At 75.5% G+C, this 24067-nt stretch carries 15 protein-coding genes; 4 read left to right on the top strand and 11 right to left on the bottom strand.

The features are described 5' to 3' along the window. Nucleotides 1-316: 316 nt before the first annotated feature. From ACZ5OX_RS16075 to ACZ5OX_RS16085, 3 genes are all read right to left on the bottom strand, one after another. Entirely contained in the window at nt 317-1945 is a 1629-nt protein-coding gene (locus ACZ5OX_RS16075) for a protein kinase domain-containing protein (protein ID WP_465630374.1), read from the bottom strand. After that, nucleotides 1942-2616, bottom strand: a complete 675-nt coding sequence (locus tag ACZ5OX_RS16080; RefSeq protein WP_465630375.1) for a hypothetical protein — start codon at nt 2614-2616, stop codon at nt 1942-1944. The genes ACZ5OX_RS16075 and ACZ5OX_RS16080 overlap by 4 nt, the downstream gene beginning before the upstream one ends. A 180-nt stretch (nt 2617-2796) precedes the next feature. Further along, entirely contained in the window at nt 2797-5025 is a 2229-nt protein-coding gene (locus tag ACZ5OX_RS16085; protein ID WP_465630376.1) for an N-6 DNA methylase, read from the bottom strand. 200 nt (nt 5026-5225) lie between these two features. Between ACZ5OX_RS16085 and ACZ5OX_RS16090 the strand changes: the two genes are divergently transcribed. Then, complete coding sequence (locus ACZ5OX_RS16090; protein WP_465630377.1) at nt 5226-5822, top strand: DUF4352 domain-containing protein; 597 nt, start codon at nt 5226-5228, stop codon at nt 5820-5822. A gap of 127 nt (nt 5823-5949) precedes the next feature. Here the strand turns inward: ACZ5OX_RS16090 and mfd are convergent, their stop codons facing one another. The 4 genes from mfd to ACZ5OX_RS16110 all read right to left on the bottom strand — a co-directional run bounded on the left by mfd (nt 5950) and on the right by ACZ5OX_RS16110 (nt 15848). Then, entirely contained in the window at nt 5950-9579 is a 3630-nt protein-coding gene (gene mfd / locus ACZ5OX_RS16095; RefSeq protein ID WP_465630378.1) for a transcription-repair coupling factor, read from the bottom strand. A 738-nt stretch (nt 9580-10317) separates the two neighbouring features. Beyond that, nucleotides 10318-11712, bottom strand: a complete 1395-nt coding sequence (locus ACZ5OX_RS16100; protein ID WP_465630379.1) for a hypothetical protein — start codon at nt 11710-11712, stop codon at nt 10318-10320. Between the two features lie 265 nt (nt 11713-11977). Further along, nucleotides 11978-14752 carry an SUKH-4 family immunity protein gene (locus ACZ5OX_RS16105; protein WP_465630380.1) on the bottom strand — a complete coding sequence of 925 codons (2775 nt, stop codon included), beginning with the start codon at nt 14750-14752 and terminating at the stop codon, nt 11978-11980. 94 nt (nt 14753-14846) lie between these two features. After that, nucleotides 14847-15848: an SMI1/KNR4 family protein gene (locus ACZ5OX_RS16110; RefSeq protein WP_465630381.1), complete on the bottom strand. Its 1002-nt coding sequence runs from the start codon at nt 15846-15848 to the stop codon at nt 14847-14849. A 555-nt stretch (nt 15849-16403) separates the two neighbouring features. Here ACZ5OX_RS16110 and ACZ5OX_RS16115 point away from each other — a divergent pair. Both ACZ5OX_RS16115 and ACZ5OX_RS16120 read left to right on the top strand, forming a co-directional pair. Next, on the top strand, nt 16404-16865 hold the full coding sequence (locus tag ACZ5OX_RS16115; protein WP_449790426.1) for a YwqJ-related putative deaminase: 462 nt from the start codon (nt 16404-16406) through the stop codon (nt 16863-16865). A 60-nt stretch (nt 16866-16925) separates the two neighbouring features. Continuing rightward, nucleotides 16926-17453 (top strand): SUKH-3 domain-containing protein, encoded by a 528-nt coding sequence (locus ACZ5OX_RS16120; RefSeq protein ID WP_465630402.1) that lies wholly within the window; start codon nt 16926-16928, stop codon nt 17451-17453. Between the two features lie 63 nt (nt 17454-17516). On the opposite strand, the gene ACZ5OX_RS16125 is transcribed toward ACZ5OX_RS16120, so the two are convergent. Next, the gene (locus ACZ5OX_RS16125) at nt 17517-18785 is read right to left on the bottom strand and encodes a sensor histidine kinase (protein WP_465630382.1); all 1269 of its coding nucleotides are present in this window, start codon (nt 18783-18785) and stop codon (nt 17517-17519) included. Nucleotides 18786-19044: 259 nt separating this feature from the next. Between ACZ5OX_RS16125 and ppc the strand changes: the two genes are divergently transcribed. After that, on the top strand, nt 19045-21843 hold the full coding sequence (ppc, locus tag ACZ5OX_RS16130; RefSeq protein ID WP_465630383.1) for a phosphoenolpyruvate carboxylase: 2799 nt from the start codon (nt 19045-19047) through the stop codon (nt 21841-21843). Nucleotides 21844-21996: 153 nt separating this feature from the next. Here the strand turns inward: ppc and ACZ5OX_RS16135 are convergent, their stop codons facing one another. The 3 genes from ACZ5OX_RS16135 to ACZ5OX_RS16145 form a co-directional block, all read right to left on the bottom strand. Next, entirely contained in the window at nt 21997-22320 is a 324-nt protein-coding gene (locus ACZ5OX_RS16135; protein ID WP_465630384.1) for a hypothetical protein, read from the bottom strand. Between the two features lie 145 nt (nt 22321-22465). Continuing rightward, nucleotides 22466-23044 (bottom strand): aminoacyl-tRNA hydrolase, encoded by a 579-nt coding sequence (gene pth / locus ACZ5OX_RS16140; protein ID WP_449790422.1) that lies wholly within the window; start codon nt 23042-23044, stop codon nt 22466-22468. A gap of 109 nt (nt 23045-23153) precedes the next feature. Next, the gene (locus tag ACZ5OX_RS16145; RefSeq protein WP_465630385.1) at nt 23154-23741 is read right to left on the bottom strand and encodes a 50S ribosomal protein L25/general stress protein Ctc; all 588 of its coding nucleotides are present in this window, start codon (nt 23739-23741) and stop codon (nt 23154-23156) included. Between the last annotated feature and the right edge of the window lie 326 nt (nt 23742-24067).

Below are 24067 nucleotides of genomic sequence, written 5' to 3' on the forward strand. Positions count from 1 at the left end.
CGCCCGTGCCGAAGGCTCCGAACCGGCACGGCAGCAGCCTTCGTGGCACACACACGTCGTGCCAGCCGGAAGGGTCGCGGGGGCCAACGTCCCGGAGGGCAACGTGGAAAGGCCACACCACGACCCCTGTGCGTCGAGGCCGGCACGGTGTTCCCGTGCCGAAGGCCTCTGAATCGGCACGCACACGTCGTGCCAGCCGGAAGGGGCGCGGGGGCCGACATGCCGAGGGCGGAACGGAGGGTCACACCACCATGCCGGGGCGCCCGTGCCGGAGGTTCCGGGGCGGCGGGGCGGCGATGCCGGGGGGCGGGGTGGGTCAGCGGGGTGCCGGGGGCCAGGAGGTGGAGGTGGGGGTGAGGGTGGAGAGGGACTGGCGGAGGCGGCGGACGGTGGGGTGGTGGGGGCCGTCGCGGCGTTCGCGGTCGAGGAGGAGGGGGAGCAGCCACTGCCAGGCGTTCTGGGGGTCTCCGGCGGCGGCGAGGTGGAGGCCGATGCGTTCGCGGAGGTCGTAGCTTCGCTCGGGGTCGGTGTCGAGGCCGGATTCGAGGCGGGCGGTGTGGGCGGTGAGGAGGGCCTGGTACTCGGCGAGGGCTTCGGGTCCGTGGCCGAGCCGGTCGAGGCAGATCGCGGCGCGGTAGCGGTGGTCGAGGCCCTGGGGGCCGTGCGGGCCGCCGTCGGCGGTGGCGGCGAGGCGGCGGTATTCGGGGAGGGCCTGCTGGGGGTGACCCTCGTGCAGGAGGGTGCGGGCGTAGATGGTGCGGATGGTGCGCACCAGGGGCGCGGCGTCGCCGAGTTCGGCCTCGGCCCGGGGCAGCAGGCGGGCGGCGAGGCCGAGCACCTCGGTGTGGCGGCCGGCGTCGACCAGGTCGGAGAGCCGGGCGCATTCGGCGCCGAGGTCCGGGCCCGCGGGGGCGGGGGGCGGTGTCGGAGGGGCGGGCGGCAGGAGGAAGGGCCGCGGCTCGGAGCGGACGGTCGGCGCCGGGGTGGCCGCCGCGGCCGGCGGCTGTGGCTGGTGCGGGTACCGGAAGGGGCGGGCCGGGTCCGGCAGCGGGGTGTGGCGGGGCTGCGGGGTGCCGTCGGCCGGGGGCAGCAGCGGGAGCAGCCGCGTGTAGACGGTCCAGGCGTCGGCGGGGCGGTCGGCGGGCTGCTTGGCGAGCAGGTCGAGCACCAGTTGTTCCAGCGGCTGTGGCACCTCGGGGCGCAACTGCCGTAGCGGGACGGGTGGTTCGTCGACGTGCCGGCGCAGGACGCCGAGCGCGGTGGGGGCCCGGAACGGCTCCTCGCCGGCGAGCATCTCGTGCAGCAGGCAGCCGAGCGCGTAGAGGTCGCTGCGCGGGTCGGTGGTGGCGGCGAGGGCCTGTTCGGGGGCCATGTAGGAGGGGCTGCCGACGGGCACGCCGGTGAGGGTGAGCCGGGTGGTCTCGGTGTCGAGGGCGGTGGCGATGCCGAGGTCGAGCAGGACGGTGCGGCCGTCCTCGCGGACCATGACGTTGCTCGGCTTGAGGTCGCGGTGGACCACCGGGATGGCGTGGACGGCGGCCAGCGCGGCGCACAGCTGCGCGGCGACGGCCGCGGCGCGCTCGATCGGGAAGGGCGCGTCTTCGGCGATGAGGTCGGCCAGGCTGACCCCGGGGATGCGCTGCATGACGAGGTAGAGCTCGCCCTCGTCCTCGCCCGCGTCGAAGACGGTGACCAGCCCGGGGTGGTCGAGTGCGGCGGTGACCCGGCACTCGCGCAGGAAGCGGCGGCGCAACTCGTCGCCGTGGCCGGTCCGTTCGCCGCCGGTGCCGGTCCCGCCGGGGAGCAGGTGCTCGGGGCGGAGCAGCTTGACCGCGACCGGGCGGAGCAGCCGTTCGTCCTGGCCGGCCCAGACCTGGCCCATGCCGCCGTGGCCGATCTTCTCGGTGAGCCGGTAGCGGCCGGCGATCAGTCGGGTGGCGGTCACGGCCGGTCCTCGCGGGCCTGGCGGCGCAGCAACTCGCCCAGCTCGCGCAGGTCGTGGGCGGTCTCGGGAGCCTGCACCGCGGGAGCCCGCACGGAGGGGGTCTGCACCGAGGGAGCCTGCACGAAGGGGGCCTGCACCGAGCGGGGCGCGACCGAGGGGCCGGGGGCCGCCGGCGCGGGCACCCCGTACCGGGGCACGGTCGCCGCGTACGGCGAAACGGCCTGCGGCACGGCGTACGGCACGGCCTGCGGCGCGGGCGGCCCGGCCAGCCAGACCGCGCGGCTGTCCATCACCAGGAAGTGCGCCGTCGGCAGGAGCCACAGCACGGCCAGTGTGATCTGGCCGGTGGTGTCGGCGGTGGGGTTCTTCAGGCTGCCCGCGACCCCGGCGGAGACGAGCATGGCGAGCAGCAGCGCGCAGAACACCGCCGCACCGGCGATGTCGTACGCCCGCCGGCGCCGGACCGCCAGCAGCAGCGAGGGGACGGCCCCGAGCAGGCCGAAGGTGAGCAGCGGGGCCAGTGCGCACAGGACGCGCGCGACCAGCCCGAACCGCCCCGGAATCGGAGCCTGCCCGGCCACCGGCGCCGGCGCGGGAAGCGGCCCCCGCCCCGGCCCGTACGGCGTTCCGCCGGGCGGCGGTCCGAACTGCCCGGGGTGGTGCCCTGACATGCGCGCTCCTGAGCTGGTGAGGACCGGCACCGAGGGCGGTGCGGACGGCTGCGCTCACCGTACCGCCCGGCCCGGTCGCTCCGGAGGGCTTCCGTCCGCCCGCTGCCGCATCGGTACCGCGCCGGTACCGCGCCGCTACTGAGCCTGGGTCACCTCCGCGGCGCCCGTCGTGGACCGCCCTCAGTCCGGCGGCAGCAGCGTGCCGGTCGCCAGGGCGTCGGTGGCGGCCTGGGCGAGGCCGCGGCCGAGGGCGGCGGCCTGGGCGAGGGCGGTGTCGAAGGCGGCCAGGCGGGCGAAGGCGGCGCCGAGGCGCTGCTGCGCTGGGAGCGGGAGGCGGGGCAGTTCGACCCGGCGGATGTCGAGGCGGACGGTGGTGGTGGCGTGGCTGGCGGCGCGCCGGGTGCCGGCGGTGGAGCGGAACTGGCCGGCCAGGAACTCGGGGTCGAGGGCGGCCGGATCGGGCCGCAGGAGGTGGAGTTGGCGGCCGAGGGCGGCGCCGACCAGCGGGCCCTCGGCGGGGACGACCCGGGCGGTGCCGCCGCCGAGGGCGGGGACCAGGACGTCGCCGGGGCGGGTGCGGACGTCCCCGGCCGGGCCGGGGCCGACGGTCAGGACGGCGCTGGGCGCGGCGCCGGTGGCGAGGTCCTGGTCGGTGACGACGGGAGTGCCGCCCGACCCCGAGCCAGCCGACCCCGACCCGCCCGCTCCCCACCCGGCCGCCCCCGAACCGCCCGCTCCCGAGCCGGCCGGCCGGGTGGCGGCGCCGGTGCCGGTGCCGGTGCCGGAGGAGTACACCTCCAGCGCGCCGCCGCGGATCAGTTCACCGATGGTGACCAGCCCCGCGGGAGCGGCGCCGGACGCCCCGTCGGGCGCGGTGCCCGGCCGCGGCAGCAGCGTGGTCGGGTCGGGCAGGCCGGCCAGCAGTTCGGCCAGTCGGCCGCCGAGGTGGGAGAGTTCGGCCGCGCCGCCGAGCGGTGCGGCCGGTGGGACGTGTCGGGCCGGGGAGAGGTCGGTCTCGTCGTCGAGCAGGTCGATGGCGGCCACGGCCCGGTGGACGCCGGGGCGGTCGGCGGGGACCGGCAGGCCCTCGCGCGCGGCGAGGTCGAAACCGCGCCAGGCGTCCAGGACGGTGCGGCGCAGCTCGGGCCAGTCGACCCTGTCCCGGCCCCCCTCGGCGGCCGGCGCCCCGGCGGCCCCGACCGCGGCGGTGGGTGCCGCCCCGGCGTCGAGCATCAGCACCTGGCGGAAGTCGCTCCCCGGCCGGGGAGCGCGCAGCACCCACAGGTGCAGCGGGACGCCGTACGGCGGGGCGGCGCCGGCGGGCAGCGCGATGACGGCGCGCAGCGCGCCGGAGCGGAGCAGTTCGGCCCGGATCCGGCGGCCGGCCCGGCGGGCGGCGACGGTCGGCGGGAGCAGCAGCGCCGCGAGGCCGCCGGGGCGGGTGTGGGCGAGGCAGTGCAGCACCCAGGCCAGTTCGGACTCGCCGCGCGGCGGGACGAGCCCGCCGGGCCAGCGGGTGTCGAACTGCAGCTCGTCGTGGCCCCAGTCGCGTTCGTTGTACGGGGGCTGGCAGAGCACGGCCTCGAAGGTGTCGCCGGGGAAGCCGTCGGCGCGCAGGGCGTCGCCGGCCCGCAGGTCGAGCGGGAGCGGGCCGGGCTCGTCGGCGGGGGTGTGCAGGGCGATCCGGAGCCGGGCGAGGGCGGCGGTGACCGGGTCGGCGTCCTGGCCGTAGCGGCCGGTGGTCGGCGGGTGGGCGAGCAGGACGGAGCCGAGGCCGACGGCCGGGTCGAGCACGGTGGCGGGGATCCCGGCGACGGCGGCGAGCAGTTCGGCGGCCTCCGGCGGGGTGGGGCTGAGCTGCCGGGTGTTGGCCTCGGCGTACCGGGTGAGCAGCTGCTCGTACGCGCCGACCGGGCCGGCCTGGGCGGCGAGTTCGGCGAGCAGCCGGGCGAGGTCCAGCTGGGTGCTGCCGAGCAGGCCGGGGAGGCCGAGGGTGTGGGCGCCGTCGGGGCCGAAGGCGTGGACGGCGGCGCCGGCGACGGCCCGGGGCAGCGCGAGGGCGAGCCGGGTGTCCGGCCGCTCGGCGAGCTCGGCCCACTGTTCGGGCTCGCGGTGCAGCAGCAGGAGCAGGGCGCCCGCCTCGACCAGCGGGGCGGCGGGGTGGCCGGCCGGGTCGCGGAGGGTGTCGACGAGCTGCCAGACCCGCTCCAGCAGCGGGAGTTCGGCGATCTTGCCCTGGGCGCGCAGCCAGGACTCGACCTCGGCGAGCGCGAAGGCCGGGCTGGCGTCGGTGCCGCCCACCGGGCGGGGGAAGTCGGGGTGGCGGCGGCGCCAGTTGCTGACCGCGGCCCGGCCGACGCCGGCGAGCCGGGCGATCTCGGCGGCGGTCACTTCGGGACGGTCCGGCACGGGGGCTCCTTCGGTGGCGCGGGCGGGCAGGGGGTGTGACCGCACAGCATAGCGATGCGGCTCCCCACCCTCGTTCACGCGTGAACAGAGATCTTTCGTGAAATCTCGTTGACATGGTTCACGCGCCAGTGGTGTGATCTCTCCGTCGCCACCGGACGGGAGCGACACCAGGAAGACCACCGACCACCGGGAGAACAGTCATGTCCGCCACCGCCCGCCGCGTCACCACCCGCCGCACCGCCGCCCTGCTGCTGGGCGCGGCGCTGGTCACCCTCACCGCGACCGCCTGCGACTCGACGGGTGGCGCCTCCGTCTCGACCGAGGCGAAGCCGACCGCGGCCGCCGGCGCCGGCACCAAGGCCGCCGACACCGCCAAGGCCCCCGCCAAGCTCGGCGACACCATCGCGCTCAAGGGCATGGACAAGGGCAACACCGCCGACGTCACCGCGGTGAAGGTGGTCGACCCGGCCGAGAGCGCCAACGAGTACCTCAAGCCGGCCGAGGGCAAGCACTACGTCGCGGTGCAGTTCCAGATCAAGGCCACCGGTGCCCAGGCGTACGGCGAGGTCCCCGCCAGCAGCGCCAAGGTCGTGGACGCCCAGGGCCAGGCGTACGGGCCGAACCTCGAGGAGACCAAGGCCGGCCCCGCCTTCCAGACCCCCACCAACATCGCTCCCGGCGAGACGGGCAAGGGCTTCGTCACCTTCGAGGTCCCGGACGGCACCAAGCTCGACAAGGTCCAGTTCGCGCTGGACAACGGCTTCTCCAACCAGGCCGGCCAGTGGAAGCTCGGCTGACCTCCCGCCGCACCCCCGTACGTACGGAACGGCGGCCCCGGGCCGAAGCCCGAGACCGCCGCGATCCAGCTGTGAACCCGGCGGGGGCCCAGCCGTGAACCAGCCGGGAACCGCCGAGCGGCGGACGCTACTTCTTCGCCCCCGCCAGGTCGTCGAACATGGCCGACAGGAACTCGCTGCACCAGCCCAGCAGTTCCCGCCCGACCAGCGGCTTGCCGCCGATCCGCCCGGTGCTCGGGCGCGGCACCAGCAGCTGCTGGGCCGCCGCCTTCACCTGGCTGCGCGGGTAGAGCCGGTTCAGCCGCAGCTGCTGGGACTCACGCAGCTCCACCGGCCCGAAGCGGACGTTGGAGCCCTGGAGGGTGATGTCCGCGATCCCGCACCGCCGGGCGTACAGTCGCAGCGCCGCGACCAGCAGCAGGTTCTCCACCGGCTCGGGCAGCTTGCCGTAGCGGTCCACCAGCTCGTCCCGGACCTGCCGGATGTCCTCCTCCGAGTTGACGGCGGCGATCGAGCGGTACGCCTGCAGCCGCAGCCGCTCGCCGGGCGCGTAGTCGTGCGGCACGTGGGCGTCGACGGGCAGCTCGATCTTCACCTCGAGCGGCTCCTCCTCCGGCTCCCCGCCGCCCGCCAGCGACTCGCGGAACTCCGCCACCGCCTCGCCGACCATCCGCATGTAGAGGTCGAAGCCGACGCCCGCGATGTGCCCGGACTGCTCGCCGCCGAGCAGGTTGCCCGCCCCGCGGATCTCCAGGTCCTTCATCGCGACGTACATGCCGGCGCCCATCTCGGTGTGCTGGGCGATGGTGGCCAGCCGCTCGTGCGCGGTCTCGGTGAGCGGCTTCTCCGGCGGGTACAGCATGTACGCGTAGCCGCGCTCGCGCCCTCGCCCGACCCGCCCGCGCAGCTGGTGCAGCTGGGAGAGGCCGAAGGTGTCGCCGCGTTCCACGATCAGGGTGTTGGCGTTGGAGATGTCGATGCCGGACTCCACGATCGTGGTCGACACCAGGACGTCGAACTCCTTCTCCCAGAAGTCGACGACGACCTTCTCCAGCTGGGTCTCCCCCATCTGCCCGTGCGCGGTGGCGATCCGCGCCTCGGGCACCAGGTCCTTCAGTCGGGCGGCCGCCTTGTCGATCGACTCCACCCGGTTGTGGATGTAGAACACCTGGCCCTCGCGCAGGAGTTCACGCCGGATCGCGGCCGAGATCTGCTTCTCGTCGTACGGGCCGACGAAGGTCAGCACCGGGTGCCGCTCCTCCGGCGGGGTGGTGATGGTGGACATCTCGCGGATGCCGGTGACGGCCATCTCCAGGGTGCGCGGGATCGGGGTCGCGGACATGGTGAGCACGTCCACGTTGGCGCGCAGCTTCTTCAGCTGCTCCTTGTGCTCGACGCCGAACCGCTGCTCCTCGTCGACGATGACCAGGCCGAGGTCCTTGAACCTGGTCTCGGAGGAGAACAGCCGGTGGGTGCCGATCACGACGTCCACCGAGCCCTCGAAAAGCCCCTCCAGCACGGCCTTGGCCTCGGTGTCGGTCTGGAAGCGGGACAGCGCCTTCACCGTCACCGGGAAGTTGGCGTAGCGCTCGGCGAAGGTCGAGAAGTGCTGCTGCACCAGCAGCGTGGTCGGCACCAGGACGGCCACCTGCTTGCCGTCCTGCACGGCCTTGAAGGCGGCCCGCACCGCGATCTCGGTCTTGCCGTAGCCGACGTCGCCGCAGATCAGCCGGTCCATCGGAACGGACTTCTCCATGTCCGACTTGACCTCGGCGATGGTGGTCAGCTGGTCCGGCGTCTCCGCGTACGGGAAGGCGTCCTCCAGCTCGCGCTGCCACGGGGTGTCCGGGCCGAAGGTGTGGCCTGGGGCGGCCATCCGTGCCGAGTACAGCCTGATCAGGTCGGCGGCGATCTCCTTGACGGCCTTCTTGGCCCGCTGCTTGGTCTTCGCCCAGTCCGCGCCGCCGAGCCGGTGCAGCGTCGGGGCCTCGCCGCCGACGTACTTGGTGACCTGGTCCAGCTGGTCGGTCGGCACGAACAGCCGGTCGCCGGGGTGGCCGCGCTTGGCCGGGGCGTACTCCAGCACCAGGTACTCGCGGGTGGCGCCCTGGACGGTGCGCTGCACCATCTCGACGTACTTGCCGACGCCGTGCGCCTCGTGGACGACGTAGTCGCCGGCCACCAGCGCCAGCGGGTCGATCGCGTTGCGGCGGCGCGAGGGCATCCGGCGCATGTCCTTGGTGGAGGACTTCTGCCCGGACAGGTCGGTCTCGGTGATGACCGTGAGCTTGAGGTTCTCGTCCACGAAGCCGTGCTCGATCGAGCCGCAGGAGACGTGGACGACGTCCCGGGTGGGCGCCTCGGTGAGGTCGGCGACCAGGCGGGCCGGGATGCCCTCGTTGCCCAGCACCTCGGCGAGCCGGGAGGCCGGGCCGTGGCCCTCGGTCACCATGACGACCCGCCAGTCGGCGGCCAGCCGCTCCTTGGCGTCGGCGATCGCCCGGGCGGTGTCGCCCCGGTAGGCCTCGACGGCGTGCATGCCGAGGGTCAGCGTGTTGGCGTCGAACTCCAGGATGCCGTCGACGGAGGACTGGCTCGTCGCGAACGGGCTGACGGACCACCAGGGCAGCCCGATCTCGTCGGCGTGTTCGCGCACCTCGGCGAGCGAGCGCAGCGAGGCGGCGGAGACGTCGATGGCCTCCAGGTCGATCGGCCGGTCCCCGCCGGCCGCGGCCGCGACCCAGGAGGCGTGCAGGAACTCCTGGCTGGTCGCGACCAGGTCGGCGGCCCGGGTGCGGACCCGCTCCGGGTCGCAGACCACGGTGACGGAGCCGAGCGGCAGCACGTCCAGCAGCAGCTCCATGTCGTCGACCAGCACCGGCGCCAGCGACTCCATGCCCTCGACCGCGATGCCCTCGGCGATCTTGTCCAGGATCTCGGCCAGCCCGGGGTGCTCGGCGGACAGCTCGGCGGCCCGGGCCCGCACCTCGTCGGTGAGCAGCAGTTCGCGGCAGGGCGGCGCCCACAGGCCGTGCTCGGCGATCTCCAGCGAGCGCTGGTCGGCGACCTTGAAGTACCGGACCTCCTCGACCTCGTCGCCCCAGAACTCCACCCGCAGCGGGTGCTCCTCGGTGGGCGGGAAGACGTCCAGGATGCCGCCGCGGACAGCGAACTCGCCGCGCTTCTCGACCAGTTCGACGCGCGCGTAGGCGGCGGCGGAGAGCCGGCGGGCCACCTCCTCCAGGTCGTACGACCCACCGCGCCGGACGGCCACCGGCTCCAGCTCGGCCAGCCCCTTGACCTGCGGCTGGAGCACCGAGCGGACGGGGGCGACGACCACCTGCACCGGCCCGGCCGCCGGGTCGTCGGCCCGCGGGTGGACGATCCGGCGCAGTACGGCCAGCCGGCGCCCGACGGTGTCCGAGCGGGGCGACAGCCGCTCGTGCGGCAGCGTCTCCCAGGCCGGGAACTCGGCGACGGCGTCGGCGGGCAGCAGCGAGCGCAGCGAGGCCGCGAGGTCCTCGGCCTCGCGGCCGGTCGCGGTGACGGCGAGCACCGGGCGGCCCCGCTCCCCGGCGGACTGCCCGGCGAGCGCGCGGGCCAGCGCGGCGATGGCGAACGGCCGGGCGGCGGGCGGCCCGACCAGGTCCAGGTGGCGGCGTCCGCCGGCCGCGGCTCCGGGGGCGGTGGCCGCCTCGATCGCCTCGGCGAGCGCCGCGTCCCGCGCGACGACATCGAGCAGTCCGGTCAGGCTCATCTGGGGTCTCTTCTTCGTCCCGTGGCTGGTGCCGCCCCGGGGCGGTCGAAGGCCCGCCGGGGCAACGCGAACGGCCCGGCACGCCGAGCGGCCGGGGGTCTCCAGCCTACGCCGCGGCACGGACAGGCACGCGGTCCACGACATCGGCGGGGCCGGAACGGGATCGGCGCGGGGCCGTACCTGGGCCGTGACCGGAGTCGGGGCACCGGGCAGCACGCCCCCGCCCCCGCTGTTTTTGTCAGGGGCGCGTCCGGGAACGAACGACTGGACGGAACACCGGACCGGCCGGTGGACGAACCAACCCGGAGTACCGCCGAACCGAGCACGGCTATCCGCCACGAACTGGACATACTCCTGTCACTGGCCGTCCATGGAGATCGCGCACCATGGTGAACGTGCCCGCCGCACCCAACCGTGGGGGATGGCTGTGGGGGCACTGTCGCACCACCGATGGGGGTCGGAGGTGCGAGGCCGGGCGGCCCTGGGTGGGGGCGCCCGCCCAAGCGCCGGGAACCGTGGCGCCCTTTCCTGGAGGGCGCCACGGGTCTCGGCCTCTTTCGCTCCCGGCGCCCACCCGGTCGGCCGCCGCCCACGCGAAACGCCCGGCTGGGAAACCCCAGCCGAGCGCCTGGCTGAACTCATCGCGGCCTGGACGACCGACCACGTGTGGCAACGACCGCCGGAAACCGCCCCGGGGGAAGCGGCCGGGCCTTCGCGACGACGTACGGTCGCGGCCGGTCAGCGGCGGCGGTAGCTCACCGTGTTGGGGGTCGCGTAGTCGGTGCCGTCGTCCACGATGATGATCTTCGGAACGATCCGGGTCTCGTCCTCCGCCCGCCCCTCGGCGGCCTTCCCGGCAGCGGCGGCGTCGGAGGCCGCCATCTCCCCGGCGGGCGGCGAGGCCGGCTTCGGGGGCACCGGGCCGGTCGCCACGGGGCCGCCGATGGCCCTGGTCGCGCTGCTGCCGACCACCGGCGTCCGCAGCACGGGCGCCGACTGCTCCGGGGCGGAGCCCTTGGCTCCGGCCGGAGCCGCGGTGGCCAGGGCCTTGCGCAGGTTCGCCACCGGGATCTCTCCGGTGTCCGCCTCCGAGTCCACCGGCGCGGTGTCGGCGACGGCGTCCTCGACCGCGTCCCGCGGAGCGGGGGCCGTGGGGGCCGTGGGGGCCTCGGCGGACTCCTCGGCGGCCTGCTCGGCCGAGCCCTCCGCGGCCCGGGCCGCCGCGACGGCCGCGGCCGCCACCTCGGGCTCGATCTGGCCGACCGCCGCCCCGGTGAGCGAGGCCAGCGTGGCCTTGATGTGGTCCAGGTGCTGCTGCACCGTCTCCAGCCGGGTGTCGAACTCGCGCTGCTCGCGCTCGCTCGCCGCGTTGATCTCCTCGGCCTCCCGGCGGGCCTGCTCGATCAGCTGGTCGGCCTTGGCCTGGGCGTCCGTCTCCAGCTGCTTGATCCGGTTCAGCACGGTCTCCCGCTGCTGTTCCGCCTCCTTGACCCGGCGCTCGGCGGTCTCCGAGACCTCGGCGTCCTCGGCGTCGGCCTTGGCCTGGGCCGCGGCGAAGGTCTCGTCGGCCTTGCGGCGCCGGGCGGCCAGCTCGGCCTCGGCCTGTTCGCCGGCCTCGGCGGCGGCCACCCGCACCTTGGCGGCGTACGCGGTGGCGGCGTCCCGGATGGCGCGGCTCTCCCGGTCGGCCTCGGACCGGATGCCCTCGGCCTCGGCCCGGGTCCGTTCCTCGGTGCGGCGGGCGGCCGCGTCGGCGGCGGCCCGGGTCGTGGCGCTGTACTCCCTGGCGGCGCGGTCGGCCGCCTGCCCGGCCTCGTAGACCTCGTCCCGGAGGTCCTCGGCGAAGCGCTCGGCCTTCTCCCGGACGGCGCGCGCCTCGTTCTCGGCCATCGCGGCGAGTCCGGCGGCCTGCTCGCTGAGCACCTGGTAGTCGGGCTCCGGGGCCTCCTCGGCGGTCCGGCGGATGTCGGCCAGCCGGGCCTCCATCTGCCGGATGCCGGCGCCCAGGACACTCAGCCGCTCCCAGGCCTCGTCGCGCTGCGCGGTGAGCGCGGCCAGGGCTCGGTCGACCTGCTCGGGCGCGTAGCCCTTGCGGGCCTGGGTGAAGCCGTACTGGGGGACGGCGTCGCTCATGGGCTCTTCCCCTCGTTCGCGGGCTGCGGAGCCCATGATCGGACGGAACGGTCGGATCCGGAACCGGTTGGGAGTCCGGGGCCGGATTCCGCCGTCCTACGGACCGGATTGCGTCGAGGACGGGACGAATAGACCCATCCTCTTGACCTATTTTGCGCAGATCCGGGCGAAACCCCAATGAGGCACGGCTGCGACGGCATGCCGGAGGGGCCGTCCCGGACACCGGAACGACCCCTCCCCACCTGCGAGGATCGGCGACGGACCGCTACAGCAGGCCGTCCCAGAACTGCTCCAGCAGCACGGCCCACCAGGTGTCCGCGTTCTGCAGGGCCGCCGGGTCGATCGCGGCGAGCTGGGCCTGGAAGTCGGTCGTCCAGCGACCGGCCTGGTCCGGCGTCAGCCCGTACCGCAGCCGCCACATCCGGCCCAGCAGGGCCAGCGAACGGACGAACTCCGGTACACCGCTGTTGACGAACCGGGGCGGCTGGCCGGTTCCATCGATGTCCACCGCCACCACGTGCGCGGTGCCGTACTGGACGCACAGCTGGCGGCCGTAGTCGTTGCCCAGCACCAGGTAGCCGCCGAAGTCCGGGCCTGCGGCGAGGCCGCGCTCGGCGGCCAGCTCGGCGAGCGTCGGGATCGGGCGGCCCTCCTGCGCCTGCGCCCAGAAGAACGGCCCGAAGTCGCGCGGCAGCCCGGCCCACATCAGGGTCTGGGACACCGGCTCGGGCACGCCCTGGCGGGAGACGGCGCGCTGCTCGTAGCGGAACAGGTTCTGCCCGAACGCGGCGCCGATCTCCTGGGCGAGCTGCTGCGGCGGGAGCGGCGGCAGCGCCTGGACCGTCCCCGGCGCGGGCGCCGGCACCCGGAACGGGCGGACCCGCTGGGCGCCGGAGGCCAGCTGGTGCAGCTCGTCCAGGTGGTCGAGCAGCTCGGACATCCCGGCCTGCCGGGAGGCGTGGTCGCGGCCGTACGGGGCGGTGTGGGTGAGCCGGACGTTCGGCCAGGACGCGGCGATCATGCGGTTGCAGTAGCCGCCCGGCAGGTCGCAGGACTCCAGCTCGGTGTACAGCTCCAGCACCTGCTCCGGCGGCACGTTGAGCCGGCGCAGGTCCTGGAGGATCTTCCACTCCGGGTGCGGGGTGCCGGGCTCGCTGCGGTGCAGCAGCTTCTGCTCCGAGCCGTCCGGGCCCCGGTAGCTGAGCGCGGCGAAGTACCCCGGGCCGACCGCGGGCACGCCCGGGGGCACCGGCGCGGGCTGCGGCGAGCCGGGCACCGCCGCCGGCGGGACGAGCCCGGCGGCGCCGCCCGCGTTCGGGTAGCCGTAGCCGGCCGCGGGCGCGACGGGGGCCGCCGGACCGCCGGGCGGCGGCGGGACGGCGGGGCCGCCGGACGGCGGGGTGCCCGGGTCCGCCGGGCCGGCCGCCGGCGCCGGGTCGATCGCGCTCGCCAGCTGGGTCGCCTCGTACGCCGTCCCGGACGCCGCCGGGCCGGTCGGCGCGGCCGCCGGGGTCGCCGGGGCCTCGCCACCGCGCAGGCCCACCGGGGGCGGGGGCGGCGGGGCGGAGGCGGCGCCACGGCCGCCGGGGTTGGCGACGGGCGTGCCGGCACCCGGGGTGTGCTTCAGCCCGGCGGGCGGGGGCGGCGGCGGGCCCGAACCCGCGTTGCGCCCCAGCCCGGCGGGAGCGGCGCCCGCGGCGGGAGGGCCGGCGGGGCCACCGCGCAGTGCGGCCGGCGGGGGCGGCGGCGGGGCGGAGCCCGCGCCCCGGCCGAGCCCGGCCTGCGGCGCGCCGCCCTCCGGGGCGCCCGGGGCCGGAACGCCGGGGGCCGGGGCACCGGGGGCCGGGGCCGGAACGCCGGGTACCGGGGCGCCCGGCAGACCGGCGAGACCGGGCAGACCGCCGGGCGGGGCCAGCATCGTCGGCGCGTGCTCCACCTGCGGACCGCCGGCGGGCGGGGCGGCCGGAGCGCCCGGTAGGCCCATCAGCCCCGGCATGGCGTCCGGCGAGGCGAGCAGCGTGGGCGCCGGCTCGGCGGCCGGGGCGGGCACCGGGGCCGGCGGGGCAACGGGCGGCTGCTCCGCGGCGGCCGGGGCCGGCGCGGACGGCGGGAGCGGGGGCATGCCGTAGCCGCCGCCCGTCGGCGGCATCAGCATGGTCGCGGCCTCGGCACCCGCCGGCGCGGCGGGCTCGGGCAGATCCGAGCCGGTGGTCCGCAGCCCCTCGGGCATCAGCATGGTCGCGGCCTCGGCCCCGGCCGGCGGGCCCGGCACCACGGGTGCGACGGGCGCTGCGGGCGGGACGGGCGTCGCGGGCCCGGCGGGCGTCGCGGGCGCGGCGGGCACATCAGGCGCGATCGGCGCGGCGGCCTGCGGCACCGGCACCGGCACCGGCGCCGACTGCGGTACGACGGCCGGCTCGTCCTGCCCCGGCGGCGGCGCGAGCATGGTCGGCGCGTCCCCGGCGGGCCGGTCGGAGACCGGCGGCTCGGTCAGCACGGCCGGCGCGGGCTGCGCGGCCGGCGCGGGCTGCACGGCCGGCGCGGGCTGCACGGCCGGCGCGGGCTGCGGCGCCGGAGCCGGCGGCTCCTCGACGGGCTCGGCAGCCGCGGCAGCGGCCGGAGCCGTCCCGAGCCGCTCCGCCTCCGCCGCGATCGCCGCGGCCCCCGCCTCCTGGAGCCACTGCGGCGGGCTGAGCAGGAAGGAGGTCGCCTCCACCGGCCCGGGCGCGGGCTTCGCCGCCCCCGCCGGGTTGGCCGCCACCGGCCGCCCGTAGACCTCCTCGTACTGCCGGACCACCTCGTTGACGGGCAGCGCGGGCCACAGCGTGCTGGCGCCCGAGTCCCGGGCGATCACCAGCCGGGCCTCCCCCGAGCCGCCGCCCGCGCCGCCCGTACCCTCGGCCGGGCCCGCGGGCGCCACCGCCCAACAGACGAAGCCCAGGTCGAACTCCCGGACCCGTACCTCGCGCTGCCGCGTGCGCGGCACTCCGCCGTTGATCCACTCCTCGGCGAGCTCCTGCGCCTGCGCGTACGTCACCACGCCCGGTTCACCCCTGTCCGCATCCTCTTCGTCCCCCGTTCCACCGCGAACACCGCGGCCACCGACACCACCGCGACCACCGCGACCACGCGCCTCAGCCCACCGGGACGGCGCGGGCGAACCCGCCGTCCACCATCAGCGCCGCGACCGTCTCCAGCTCCGGCGGGCTGCCCGCCAGCCGCAGCAGGAAGGCGTCGAAGTCCTCGCCGCAGGGCAGCAGCAGCCGGGCGCAGCGGTCCTCCGGGGCCTCCGGGGCGCCGGTGTCGCGGGCGTCGTCGTACAGGTGGAACCAGACCGAGCCGGCCCGCTCGCCGCGCACCTTGAGCGCGACCAGGCCGCCCTGCGCGTAGGCGATGCCCAGGTAGTCCTTGGTGAGGTGGTCGCGCAGGCACTTGTTGGCGTACACGACGTCCTGGGTGCCGTACTCCTCGGTGAGCGTCAGGAACGGCTGGTCGAGCAGCAGTCCGAGCTCGGTGTCCAGCCCCACGCCGACCGGGGCGCGGCCGCCGCCCAGCTTGAGGAAGGTGCGGTAGGCGTCGGGTAGCCGGTAGCCGAGGCGCTCCTCGGCGCGCTGCACCAGGTCCTCGGGGACTCCGATCGGGTCCCCGCCGTCCCTGGCCAGCGAGAAGTGCACCGGCCGGCGCTCCTGCAGCGGGCGGGTGCCGCGGCGGGTGTGGTCGGCGCCGGACGTGGCCAGGCCGCCGTGGTGCCGCAGCAGCGCCTTGACCTCGACCGGGACGAGCTCCATCCGCCGCCAGCCGGGGGCGGCGCGGCCGACCGCGTGGTGCCAGGTCCAGCCGGGCGGGGTGGCGACGGCGGTCGGGAGGTCGGCCCACAGCGGGTGGCCCTGGGTGTAGAGCGCGGCGTTGGCCGAGACGTAGTCGGTCAGCCGCAGTTCGTCCACGCCGAAGCCCTCCGGCGGGTCGGCCACCTCGGCCGCCGCGGCGGCGTACGGGCCGAAATCCGGGAAGCCGTACTCGTCCACCCTGACCCCGGCGGGGTGCCGCTCCGCGCGGACCGGGTCCGGGAACTGCACCACCTGACCTGCGTACGCCGCGTTCGGTGCGGCGGCGACGCCGGGCCGACCTGTCGTCATCTGGGAGCCCCCACTGGCTGCTGCAAAATACGGTGCCTGCTGGGCACCAGCCTAGGGCCTGCCCTCAACCCCCCGGCTGCCAGGCGGACGACGGACTCGGCGCACCACCCGGACCCACCGCCGTCACCACCGCCCGCCCGGCGGCCGGGAACGTCCCCTCGCGGTGGCCGAGGTGACGGAACGCGGGCTGCCGGTGGACCGGCGCCGGGCGGTGCGCCCCGGCCCGGTTCCCGGCGGCCCCAACGTCCGGCGCGGGCACCGGAGTCGGCCCGCCGGCGGCACCTGTCCCCGGGCGGTCGGCCGCGCCCCCTCCGGCTCGCGGCCGGAACGGTACCGGCCGCGAGCCTGGCCGGAGGCCGTTTCGGCACATCGACGGACAAGTCGTGACGGACCGGTGAGCATTCGACAGCATCGGGTACGGCGATGGCCGGGCCGTCGCGGCACCGGCCTGCGCCGCACCCCGGATGTGCGGTTGTCGGTGTCGTTTGACAGGCTTGCCCCGGACCGGCCCGGCCACCGCGGCCGACGTCGGGATGACGAGGAGGAGGAGGACGGATGACCACCGGTGAGCCGGCGGGCCCGCCCGTGCTGCGCCACCACCGCGACAGCCTGCTGCCCGCCGTCGCCGCCGCGCTGTCGCTCAAGGGCGGCGAGGTGCACACCCTGGCGGGCGACAAGGACCCGCGCCGCCCGGTGCTGCACCACCTGGTCGCCGAGTTCCTGGACACCCTGCCGGCCGAGGCCCGCGAGCGGTTCACCGGCCGCTGCCCGGAGGCCGTCCTGCTCTCCCAGTACCTGACCGCCGTCGACGGCAGGCGCTCCAAGCGCGCCGCCCGCAAGCCGATGACCCTGCACGAGGCCCGCAAGGCGCTCAAGGGCTCCCGGATGACGACCGTGCGCATCCGTGAGGAGGGCGACCCGGCGCACGGCAGCCACGCGCCGCCGTGCCGCTCCTGCGCCCCGATGCTGGAGCACTTCACCGTGCGCAGCGTCGCCGTCGGCCCGCCCGCGCACTGACCGGCCGAGCGGCCGGCACGTCCCCGTCCCCCAGCCCTGGAGCCCGCCCTGAACCCGCCCATCCCGCCCGCACCGGCCACCCTCTCCCCCGCCGGCACGCGGACCCGGCCCCGCTTCCCCGCCGACGTCGCCGCCGAGCTCAAGGCGGCCGGCTGGCACCCCGGCCGCTGGCAGATCCGGCAGGCCGAGGAGTGGGCCGACACCCTGGTCGGGCACGGCGCGCCCACCGGCGCACGGCACGCGGTGTTCCCGGCGGCGGTGGAGGCCTGGGCCGAGTTCGGCGGCCTCGCCTTCGACCTGTCCGGCCCGGGCCGCCAGCTGGCCCGCACCCCGTTCCTGATCGACCCGCTGTGCGGTCTGCACCAGCCGCGCACCCTGCTCGACCTCGGCCGGGCGCTGGGGACGCAGCTGGCCCCGCTCGGCGAGGAGGCGTACGGGCAGGCGCTGCTGGCCGTCGACGAGGAGGGCCGGGTCTACAGCCTGGACCACACCGGCGAGTGGTTCCTCGGCCAGGGCATCGACCAGGCGATCTCCACGCTGGTCCTGGGCACCGTACCGGAGCTGCTGCGCACCGCCGACGCGTACTGAGGGACCGAAGGAGTACCGAGGGACCCGGAGGAGCCCCGAGGCCCGCCCGCTCAGCGCAGCCGCTCAGCGCAGCCGCTCGGCCCGCACCGCCAACCGGGACGGCAGCACCGCCTCGATCCGGAACCCGCCGTCCGCCTCCGGCCCGGAGGAGAAGGTGCCGCCCAGCGCGATCACCCGTTCCCGCATCCCGACCAGCCCGTTGCCCCCGCTCGGCAGCTTCGCCGCGCCCCGCTCCCCGCCCGGGCAGGCGTTCACCACGGCCACCCGCACCCCGTTCGGCGCGTACGAGAGCAGCACCGACACCTGGGCGCCGCCCGCGTGCTTGTGGGCGTTGGTCAGGCCCTCCTGGACGACCCGGTAGGCGGTCTGCTCGGCCTCGCCGGTGAACTCCTGCCGGCTGCCGCTGACCGTCAGCGTCACCGCCATCCCGGCCGCCCTGGACTGGTCGACCAGCCGCGGCAGTCCGGCGAGCGAGTCCGGCTCCGGCTGCCGCTCGTCGTCCATCCGCAGCACCCCGAGGATCTCCCGCAGCTCGTTCAGCGCCTGCCGGCCGACCTCGCCCATCAGCTTGGCGCTCTGCGCGGCCCTCTCCGGGTCCTTGACGACGATCCGCTCCAGCGCCCCGGAGTGCACCACCATCAGCGACACCCGGTGCGCCACCACGTCGTGCATCTCCCGGGCGATCCGGGTGCGCTCCTCCAGGCGGGCCCGGCGGGCGCGTTCCTGCGCCTGTTCGGCGAGCAGGTCCAGCTCGGTCTCCAGGCCGTGCGCGCGGTCCTTGAGCGACTCGATCAGCCGCCGCCGCGCGCCGACGTACAGTCCGGTCACCACCGGGGCGACGGTCAGCCCGACCGACACCAGCAGCGACAGCAGGACCTGGCCCCACAGCGGCGGCGGATCCACCGGCGCGTCGCCGGGCGTCATCAGCGACACCGCCATCACGGCGGCCGCCTCGGCGAAGGCCAGCGCGGACAGCGCCACCACCCGGCGGCGGCGCGAGGGCCACTCCCAGGTCGAGGCCAGCGTGTACAGCGCCACCACCAGCAGCACCACGCCCAGCATCCCGGGCATCACCAGCAGCGTCACCAGCACCGGGACGGCCGGCCAGCGCCGGCGCACCACCAGCGAGCCGCCGGCCAGGGTGCCGAGCACGGCTATCCCGACCGCTCCCGCGGTGCTGACGTGGATCCGGGCGGAGAGGAAGGCGATCGTGCTGACCGCGCACTCCACCGCGGCGAGCATCGCCAGCCCGATGTCCAGGAAAGCGCTGCGCGGCCGCTTCCACCACCAGAACGACCGGACCGGCGCGCGCTCCCCAGGCGACTTGCTCATCCCCACAGAGTAAGCGGCAACCTCCTCCCCTCCCCACCGGGATTGCCCGTCACACTCAACCAACCCGTCAAGTGGTCCAGACCACAGGTGGTTTTCGGCAGCGCTGTCCGCCATCCGGCCACCTCGCGGACAGCATCCGCCCCGACACCTATGCTGGGTCGCGTCGGACAGCGCGGTCCGCACGCGTCACGCCGGCCACACGCGTGTGGACTGTGACGATGAGCCGTTGCCGAACCCCCACCACCACAGGGAGCCAGCCGTGACCGCTCCGGTCCCCGCCCCGGCGGAGAACCCCACGCCCGTCAGCGCCGACAACGCCGCCCTGCGCGCGGACATCCGCCGCCTCGGCGACCTGCTCGGCGAGACGCTGGTCCGTCAGGAGGGCCCCCAGCTGCTGGGCCTGGTCGAACAGGTCCGCCTGCTGAGCCGCACCGACGGCGAGGCCACCGCCGAGCTCCTCTCCGACATCGACCTGGACACCGCCGCCAAGCTGGTCCGGGCGTTCTCCACCTACTTCCACCTCGCCAACGTCACCGAGCAGGTGCACCGCGGCCGCGAGTTCGCCACCCGCCGCGCCCGGCAGGGCTCGCTGCTCGCGCAGACCGCCGACCAGCTCGCCGAGGCCGACCCCAAGCACCTCCAGGACACCCTGGCCCACCTCGCGGTCCGCCCGGTCTTCACCGCCCACCCCACCGAGGCCGCCCGCCGCAGCGTCCTCAACAAGCTGCGCCGGATCGGCGAACTCCTCGACCGCATCCACCGCGACGAGGTCACCTCCGGCCTGGCCGCCGCCGACCAGGCCCGCACCAGCAGCGCCAAGCGCTCCGCCGACCGCCGCCTGGCCGAGGTCATCGACCTGCTCTGGCAGACCGACGAACTGCGCATCGCCCGCCCCGAGCCCACCGACGAGGCCCGCAACGCCGTCTACTACCTGGACGAGCTCTACCGCGAGGCCGTCCCCGAGGTCCTGGAGGAGCTGCACGAGGAGCTCGCCCGGGTCGGCCTGAGCCTGCCCGAGGGCGTACGGCCGCTCACCTTCGGCACCTGGATCGGCGGTGACCGCGACGGCAACCCCAACGTCACCCCGAAGGTCACCTGGGACGTCCTCAACCTCCAGCACGAGTACGGCATCAAGGACGCGCTCGCCGCGATCGACGACCTGCGCAACACCCTCTCCACCTCCGAGCGGCTGGCCGGCGCCTCGGTCGAGCTGCTGGCCTCGCTCAACACCGACCTGCACCTGCTCCCCGAACTCAGCCCGCGCTACAAGCGGATGAACGCCGAGGAGCCGTACCGCCTCAAGGCCACCTGCATCCGGCTCAAGCTGGAGAACACCCGCGAGCGGCTGGCCGGCGGCACCCCGCACGTCCCGGGCCGCGACTACCTCGGCACCCGCGAGCTGATCGCCGACCTGCGGCTGATCCAGGACTCGCTGCGCTCCCACCGCGGCGAACTGATCGCCGACGGCCGCCTCGCCCGCGCCATCCGCACCGTCGAGGCCTTCGGCCTCCAGCTCGCCACCATGGACGTGCGCGAGCACGCCGAGGCCCACCACCACGCGCTCGGCCAGCTCTTCGACCGGCTCGGCGAGGAGGCCTGGCGCTACGCCGACATGCCCCGCGAGTACCGGCAGAAGCTGCTCGCCAAGGAACTCCGCTCGCGCCGCCCGCTCGCCCCCACCCCGGCCCCGCTGGACGAGGCAGGCACCAAGACCCTCGGCGTGTTCAACACCATCCGCGAGGGCTTCGACCGCTTCGGCGACGAGATCGTCGAGAGCTACATCATCTCCATGTGCCAGGGCGCCGACGACGTCTTCGCCGCCACCGTGCTGGCCCGCGAGGCCGGCCTGATCGACCTGCACGCCGGCCTCGCCAAGATCGGCATCGTGCCGCTGCTGGAGACCACCGACGAGCTCCAGCAGGCCGACCGCATCCTCGACGAGATGCTCTCCGACCCGTCCTACCGCCTGCTCGTCTCGCTGCGCGGCGACGTCCAGGAGGTCATGCTCGGCTACTCCGACTCCTCCAAGTTCGGCGGCATCACCACCTCCCAGTGGGAGATCCACCGCGCCCAGCGCCGGCTGCGCGACGTCGCCCACCGCTACGGCATCCGGCTGCGCCTGTTCCACGGCCGCGGCGGCACCGTCGGCCGCGGCGGCGGCCCCTCGCACGAGGCCATCCTGGCCCAGCCCTGGGGCACCCTGGAGGGCGAGATCAAGGTCACCGAGCAGGGCGAGGTCATCTCCGACAAGTACCTGCTCCCCTCGCTGGCCCGGGAGAACCTGGAGCTGACCCTCTCCGCCACCCTCGCGGCCTCCGCGCTGCACACCGCCCCGCGCCAGGCCCCCGAGGAACTGGCCCGCTGGGACGCCGCGATGGACCGGGTCTCGGACGCCGCCCACACCGCCTACCGCGCCCTGGTCGAGCAGGAGGACCTGCCGAAGTACTTCTTCGCCTCCACCCCGGTCGACCAGCTCGCCTCGCTGCACCTGGGCTCCCGCCCGTCCCGCCGCCCCGACTCCGGCGCCGGCCTGGACGGCCTGCGGGCCATCCCGTGGGTGTTCGGCTGGACCCAGTCCCGACAGATCGTCCCCGGCTGGTACGGCGTCGGCTCCGGCCTCGCCGCCGCCCGCGCGGCCGGCCTCGGCGACGTGCTGACCGAGATGTACGGCGAGTGGCACTTCTTCCGCAACTTCCTGTCCAACGTCGCCATGACGCTGGCCAAGACCGACCTGCGGATCGCCCGCCACTACGTCGAGCAGCTGGTGCCCGGCGAGCTGCACCACGTCTTCGACCAGATCAAGGCCGAGCACGCGCTCACCCTGCGCGAGGTGCTCCGGCTCACCGGAGAGAGCGAACTGCTGGAGCACAACCCGGTGTTGAAGCAGACCTTCGCCGTCCGCGACGCCTACCTCGACCCGATCTCCTACCTCCAGGTCGCGCTGCTGCGCCGCCAGCGCGAGGAGCTCTCGGCCGGGCGCCAGGACGACCCGCTGCGCGCCCGCGCGCTGCTGCTGACCGTCAACGGCATCGCCGCCGGCCTGCGCAACACCGGCTGACGGCCGGACCGCGAACGGCCGAGGGCCGGTGTCCCGTCCGGACACCGGCCCTCGGCCGTGAGGTTCCCGCTTCGCGCCGGCTTCCGGCTCCGCGAGGCGCCGCGTGGGGCCGCGAGGCGCGTGTGGGGGCCGTGCGGGACGCCGGCTGAGGCCCTACTCCGCGCCCTCGCCCGCGCGCCTGCGCTTCAGCCACAGCGCCGCGCCGCCGGCCGCCACCACCAGGCCGCCGCCGACCGCCAGCAGCCCCGCGTCGGGGCCCATCGAATCGCCGAGCACCGGGCCGAACTGCGCCGCCGCCGGCTCCGGGGAGATCGCCGGGTCCGACTCGACGGCCGAATCCGCGTGCGCCAGCGCGCCGCCCGACAGCAGCACCCCGGCCACCCCCAGCGCACCGGCCGTACCGACCCGCCGCCCGAGCCGCTTCGGCTCGACCACCCGGCTCCGCCGCACCCGGCGGACCGGACGCAATCCCCGCATCGAGAACTCCCCAGGACTCGTTCGCGTACCGGACCGACGCTATCCGATCCCGCACAGGGTTCTCACACGGATTCAGGTTTGGACGGGCAAGCGTTGTACGACCGTTGCGTACCGCGCAGGCGTTCTGACGGCTCGTCAGTCGGAGTCAGGAGTTGTACGTTCCCTGGGCCCGCTCCAGCCCCTCGGACAGCAGCGCCTCCACCGCGTCCGCCGAGCGGTCCACGAACCACTCCAGTTCCTTGCGCTCGGTCGAGGAGAAGTCCTTCAGCACGAAGTCCGCGACCTCCATCCGGCCCGGCGGGCGGCCGATCCCGCACCGCACCCGGTAGTAGTCCGGGCCCAGCGACTTGGTGATCGACTTCAGGCCGTTGTGGCCGTTGTCCCCGCCGCCCAGCTTCAGCCGCAGCGCCGCGTAGTCGATGTCCAGCTCGTCGTGGACCGCGATCAGCGCCGAGGCCGGCGCCTTGTAGAAGTCGCGCAGCGCCGTCACGGGCCCGCCGGAGAGGTTCATGAAGGACATCGGCTTGGCCAGCACCACCCGCTTGCCCGCCAGCCGCCCCTCGGCCACCTGCGCCCGGCTCTTGTGCGCCTTGAACTTGGCGCCCATCCGCTGCGCCAGCAGGTCCACCACCATGAAGCCGATGTTGTGCCGGTTCCGGGCGTACTGCTCCCCGGGGTTGCCCAGCCCCACCACCAGCCAGGGGCCCTCGTACTCGTCCGCCATGCCTTCTTCCTCCTTCGCGCTAGGCCCTGCCATCATCCCGGACACACCGCTGCCCCGGCCGCTCCAGCGGGAGCGACCGGGGCAGCGGTCTCAGCTAGTGACGCGAGGCTCAGGCCTCGGCGCCCTCGGCCTCGGCGGCCTCCTCCTCGACCGGGGCGGCCTGGGCGGCGATGACCTGCAGCACGACGGCGTCGGCCTCGACGGCCAGCGAGACGTTGGCCGGCAGGGCGATGTCCTTGGCGTGGATGGAGGCGCCGGCCTCCAGGCCCTCGACGGAGACGGTGACCGACTCGGGCAGGTGGGTGGCCTCGGCCTCGATCGGCAGGGCCTGCAGGACGTGCTCCACCAGGTTGCCGCCCGGGGCCAGCTCGCCCTCGACGTGGACCGGGATCTCGACGGTGACCTTCTCGCCGCGCTTGACCAGCAGCAGGTCGACGTGCTCGATGGTGCGCTTGATGGCCTCGCGCTGGACGGCCTTCGGCAGCACGTACTCGTCCTTGCCGTCGATCGGGACGACCAGCAGGGCGTTCGGGGTCTTCAGGGCCATCATCAGGTCGTGGCCGGGCAGGTTCAGGTGAACCGGGGCGTGGCCGTGGCCGTAGACGACACCGGGGACGAAGCCGGCGCGACGGGCACGACGGGCGGCACCCTTGCCGAACTCGGAACGGGTCTCAGCGGCAATACGGATCTCGGACACGACTGCACTCCTCGTGGAAACTGGCACGGGGGTGCAGGCAACGCGAAAAACCGCCGGGACCACACCCTCAGTACGTTCGGGGGTCACTCGGCGGCAACGGCCTGCCGGGCGGACGGGAGTCCGGCACCGGCAGCGCGTCGATCACGGAGCGGGCACCCGGCGAGCGGGCACACGGCATCCCTCGCCGAGCAGTTTCACGAGTCTAACCGCACCGGCGGCCTCCCGTGAAATCGGCGGCGGGGGGGGGGGGGGGGGGGGGGGGGGGGGGGGGGGGGGGGGGGGGGGGGGGGGGGGGGGGGGGGGGGGGGGGGGGGGGGGGGGGGGGG

The organism is Kitasatospora sp. NPDC032121 (assembly GCF_055580145.1).

Bases quoted from the DNA above. Each gene is read 5' to 3' on its own strand.
- ACZ5OX_RS16135 (WP_465630384.1), bottom strand. From the start codon at position 22,320: ATGCGGGGATTGCGTCCGGTCCGCCGGGTGCGGCGGAGCCGGGTGGTC.
- ACZ5OX_RS16110 (WP_465630381.1), bottom strand. From the start codon at position 15,848: ATGACGACAGGTCGGCCCGGCGTCGCCGCCGCACCGAACGCGGCGTAC.
- pth (WP_449790422.1), bottom strand. From the start codon at position 23,044: ATGGCGGACGAGTACGAGGGCCCCTGGCTGGTGGTGGGGCTGGGCAAC.
- ACZ5OX_RS16100 (WP_465630379.1), bottom strand. From the start codon at position 11,712: ATGAGCGACGCCGTCCCCCAGTACGGCTTCACCCAGGCCCGCAAGGGC.
- ACZ5OX_RS16125 (WP_465630382.1), bottom strand. From the start codon at position 18,785: ATGAGCAAGTCGCCTGGGGAGCGCGCGCCGGTCCGGTCGTTCTGGTGG.
- mfd (WP_465630378.1), bottom strand. From the start codon at position 9,579: ATGAGCCTGACCGGACTGCTCGATGTCGTCGCGCGGGACGCGGCGCTC.
- ACZ5OX_RS16115 (WP_449790426.1), top strand. From the start codon at position 16,404: ATGACCACCGGTGAGCCGGCGGGCCCGCCCGTGCTGCGCCACCACCGC.
- ACZ5OX_RS16090 (WP_465630377.1), top strand. From the start codon at position 5,226: ATGTCCGCCACCGCCCGCCGCGTCACCACCCGCCGCACCGCCGCCCTG.
- ACZ5OX_RS16080 (WP_465630375.1), bottom strand. From the start codon at position 2,616: ATGTCAGGGCACCACCCCGGGCAGTTCGGACCGCCGCCCGGCGGAACG.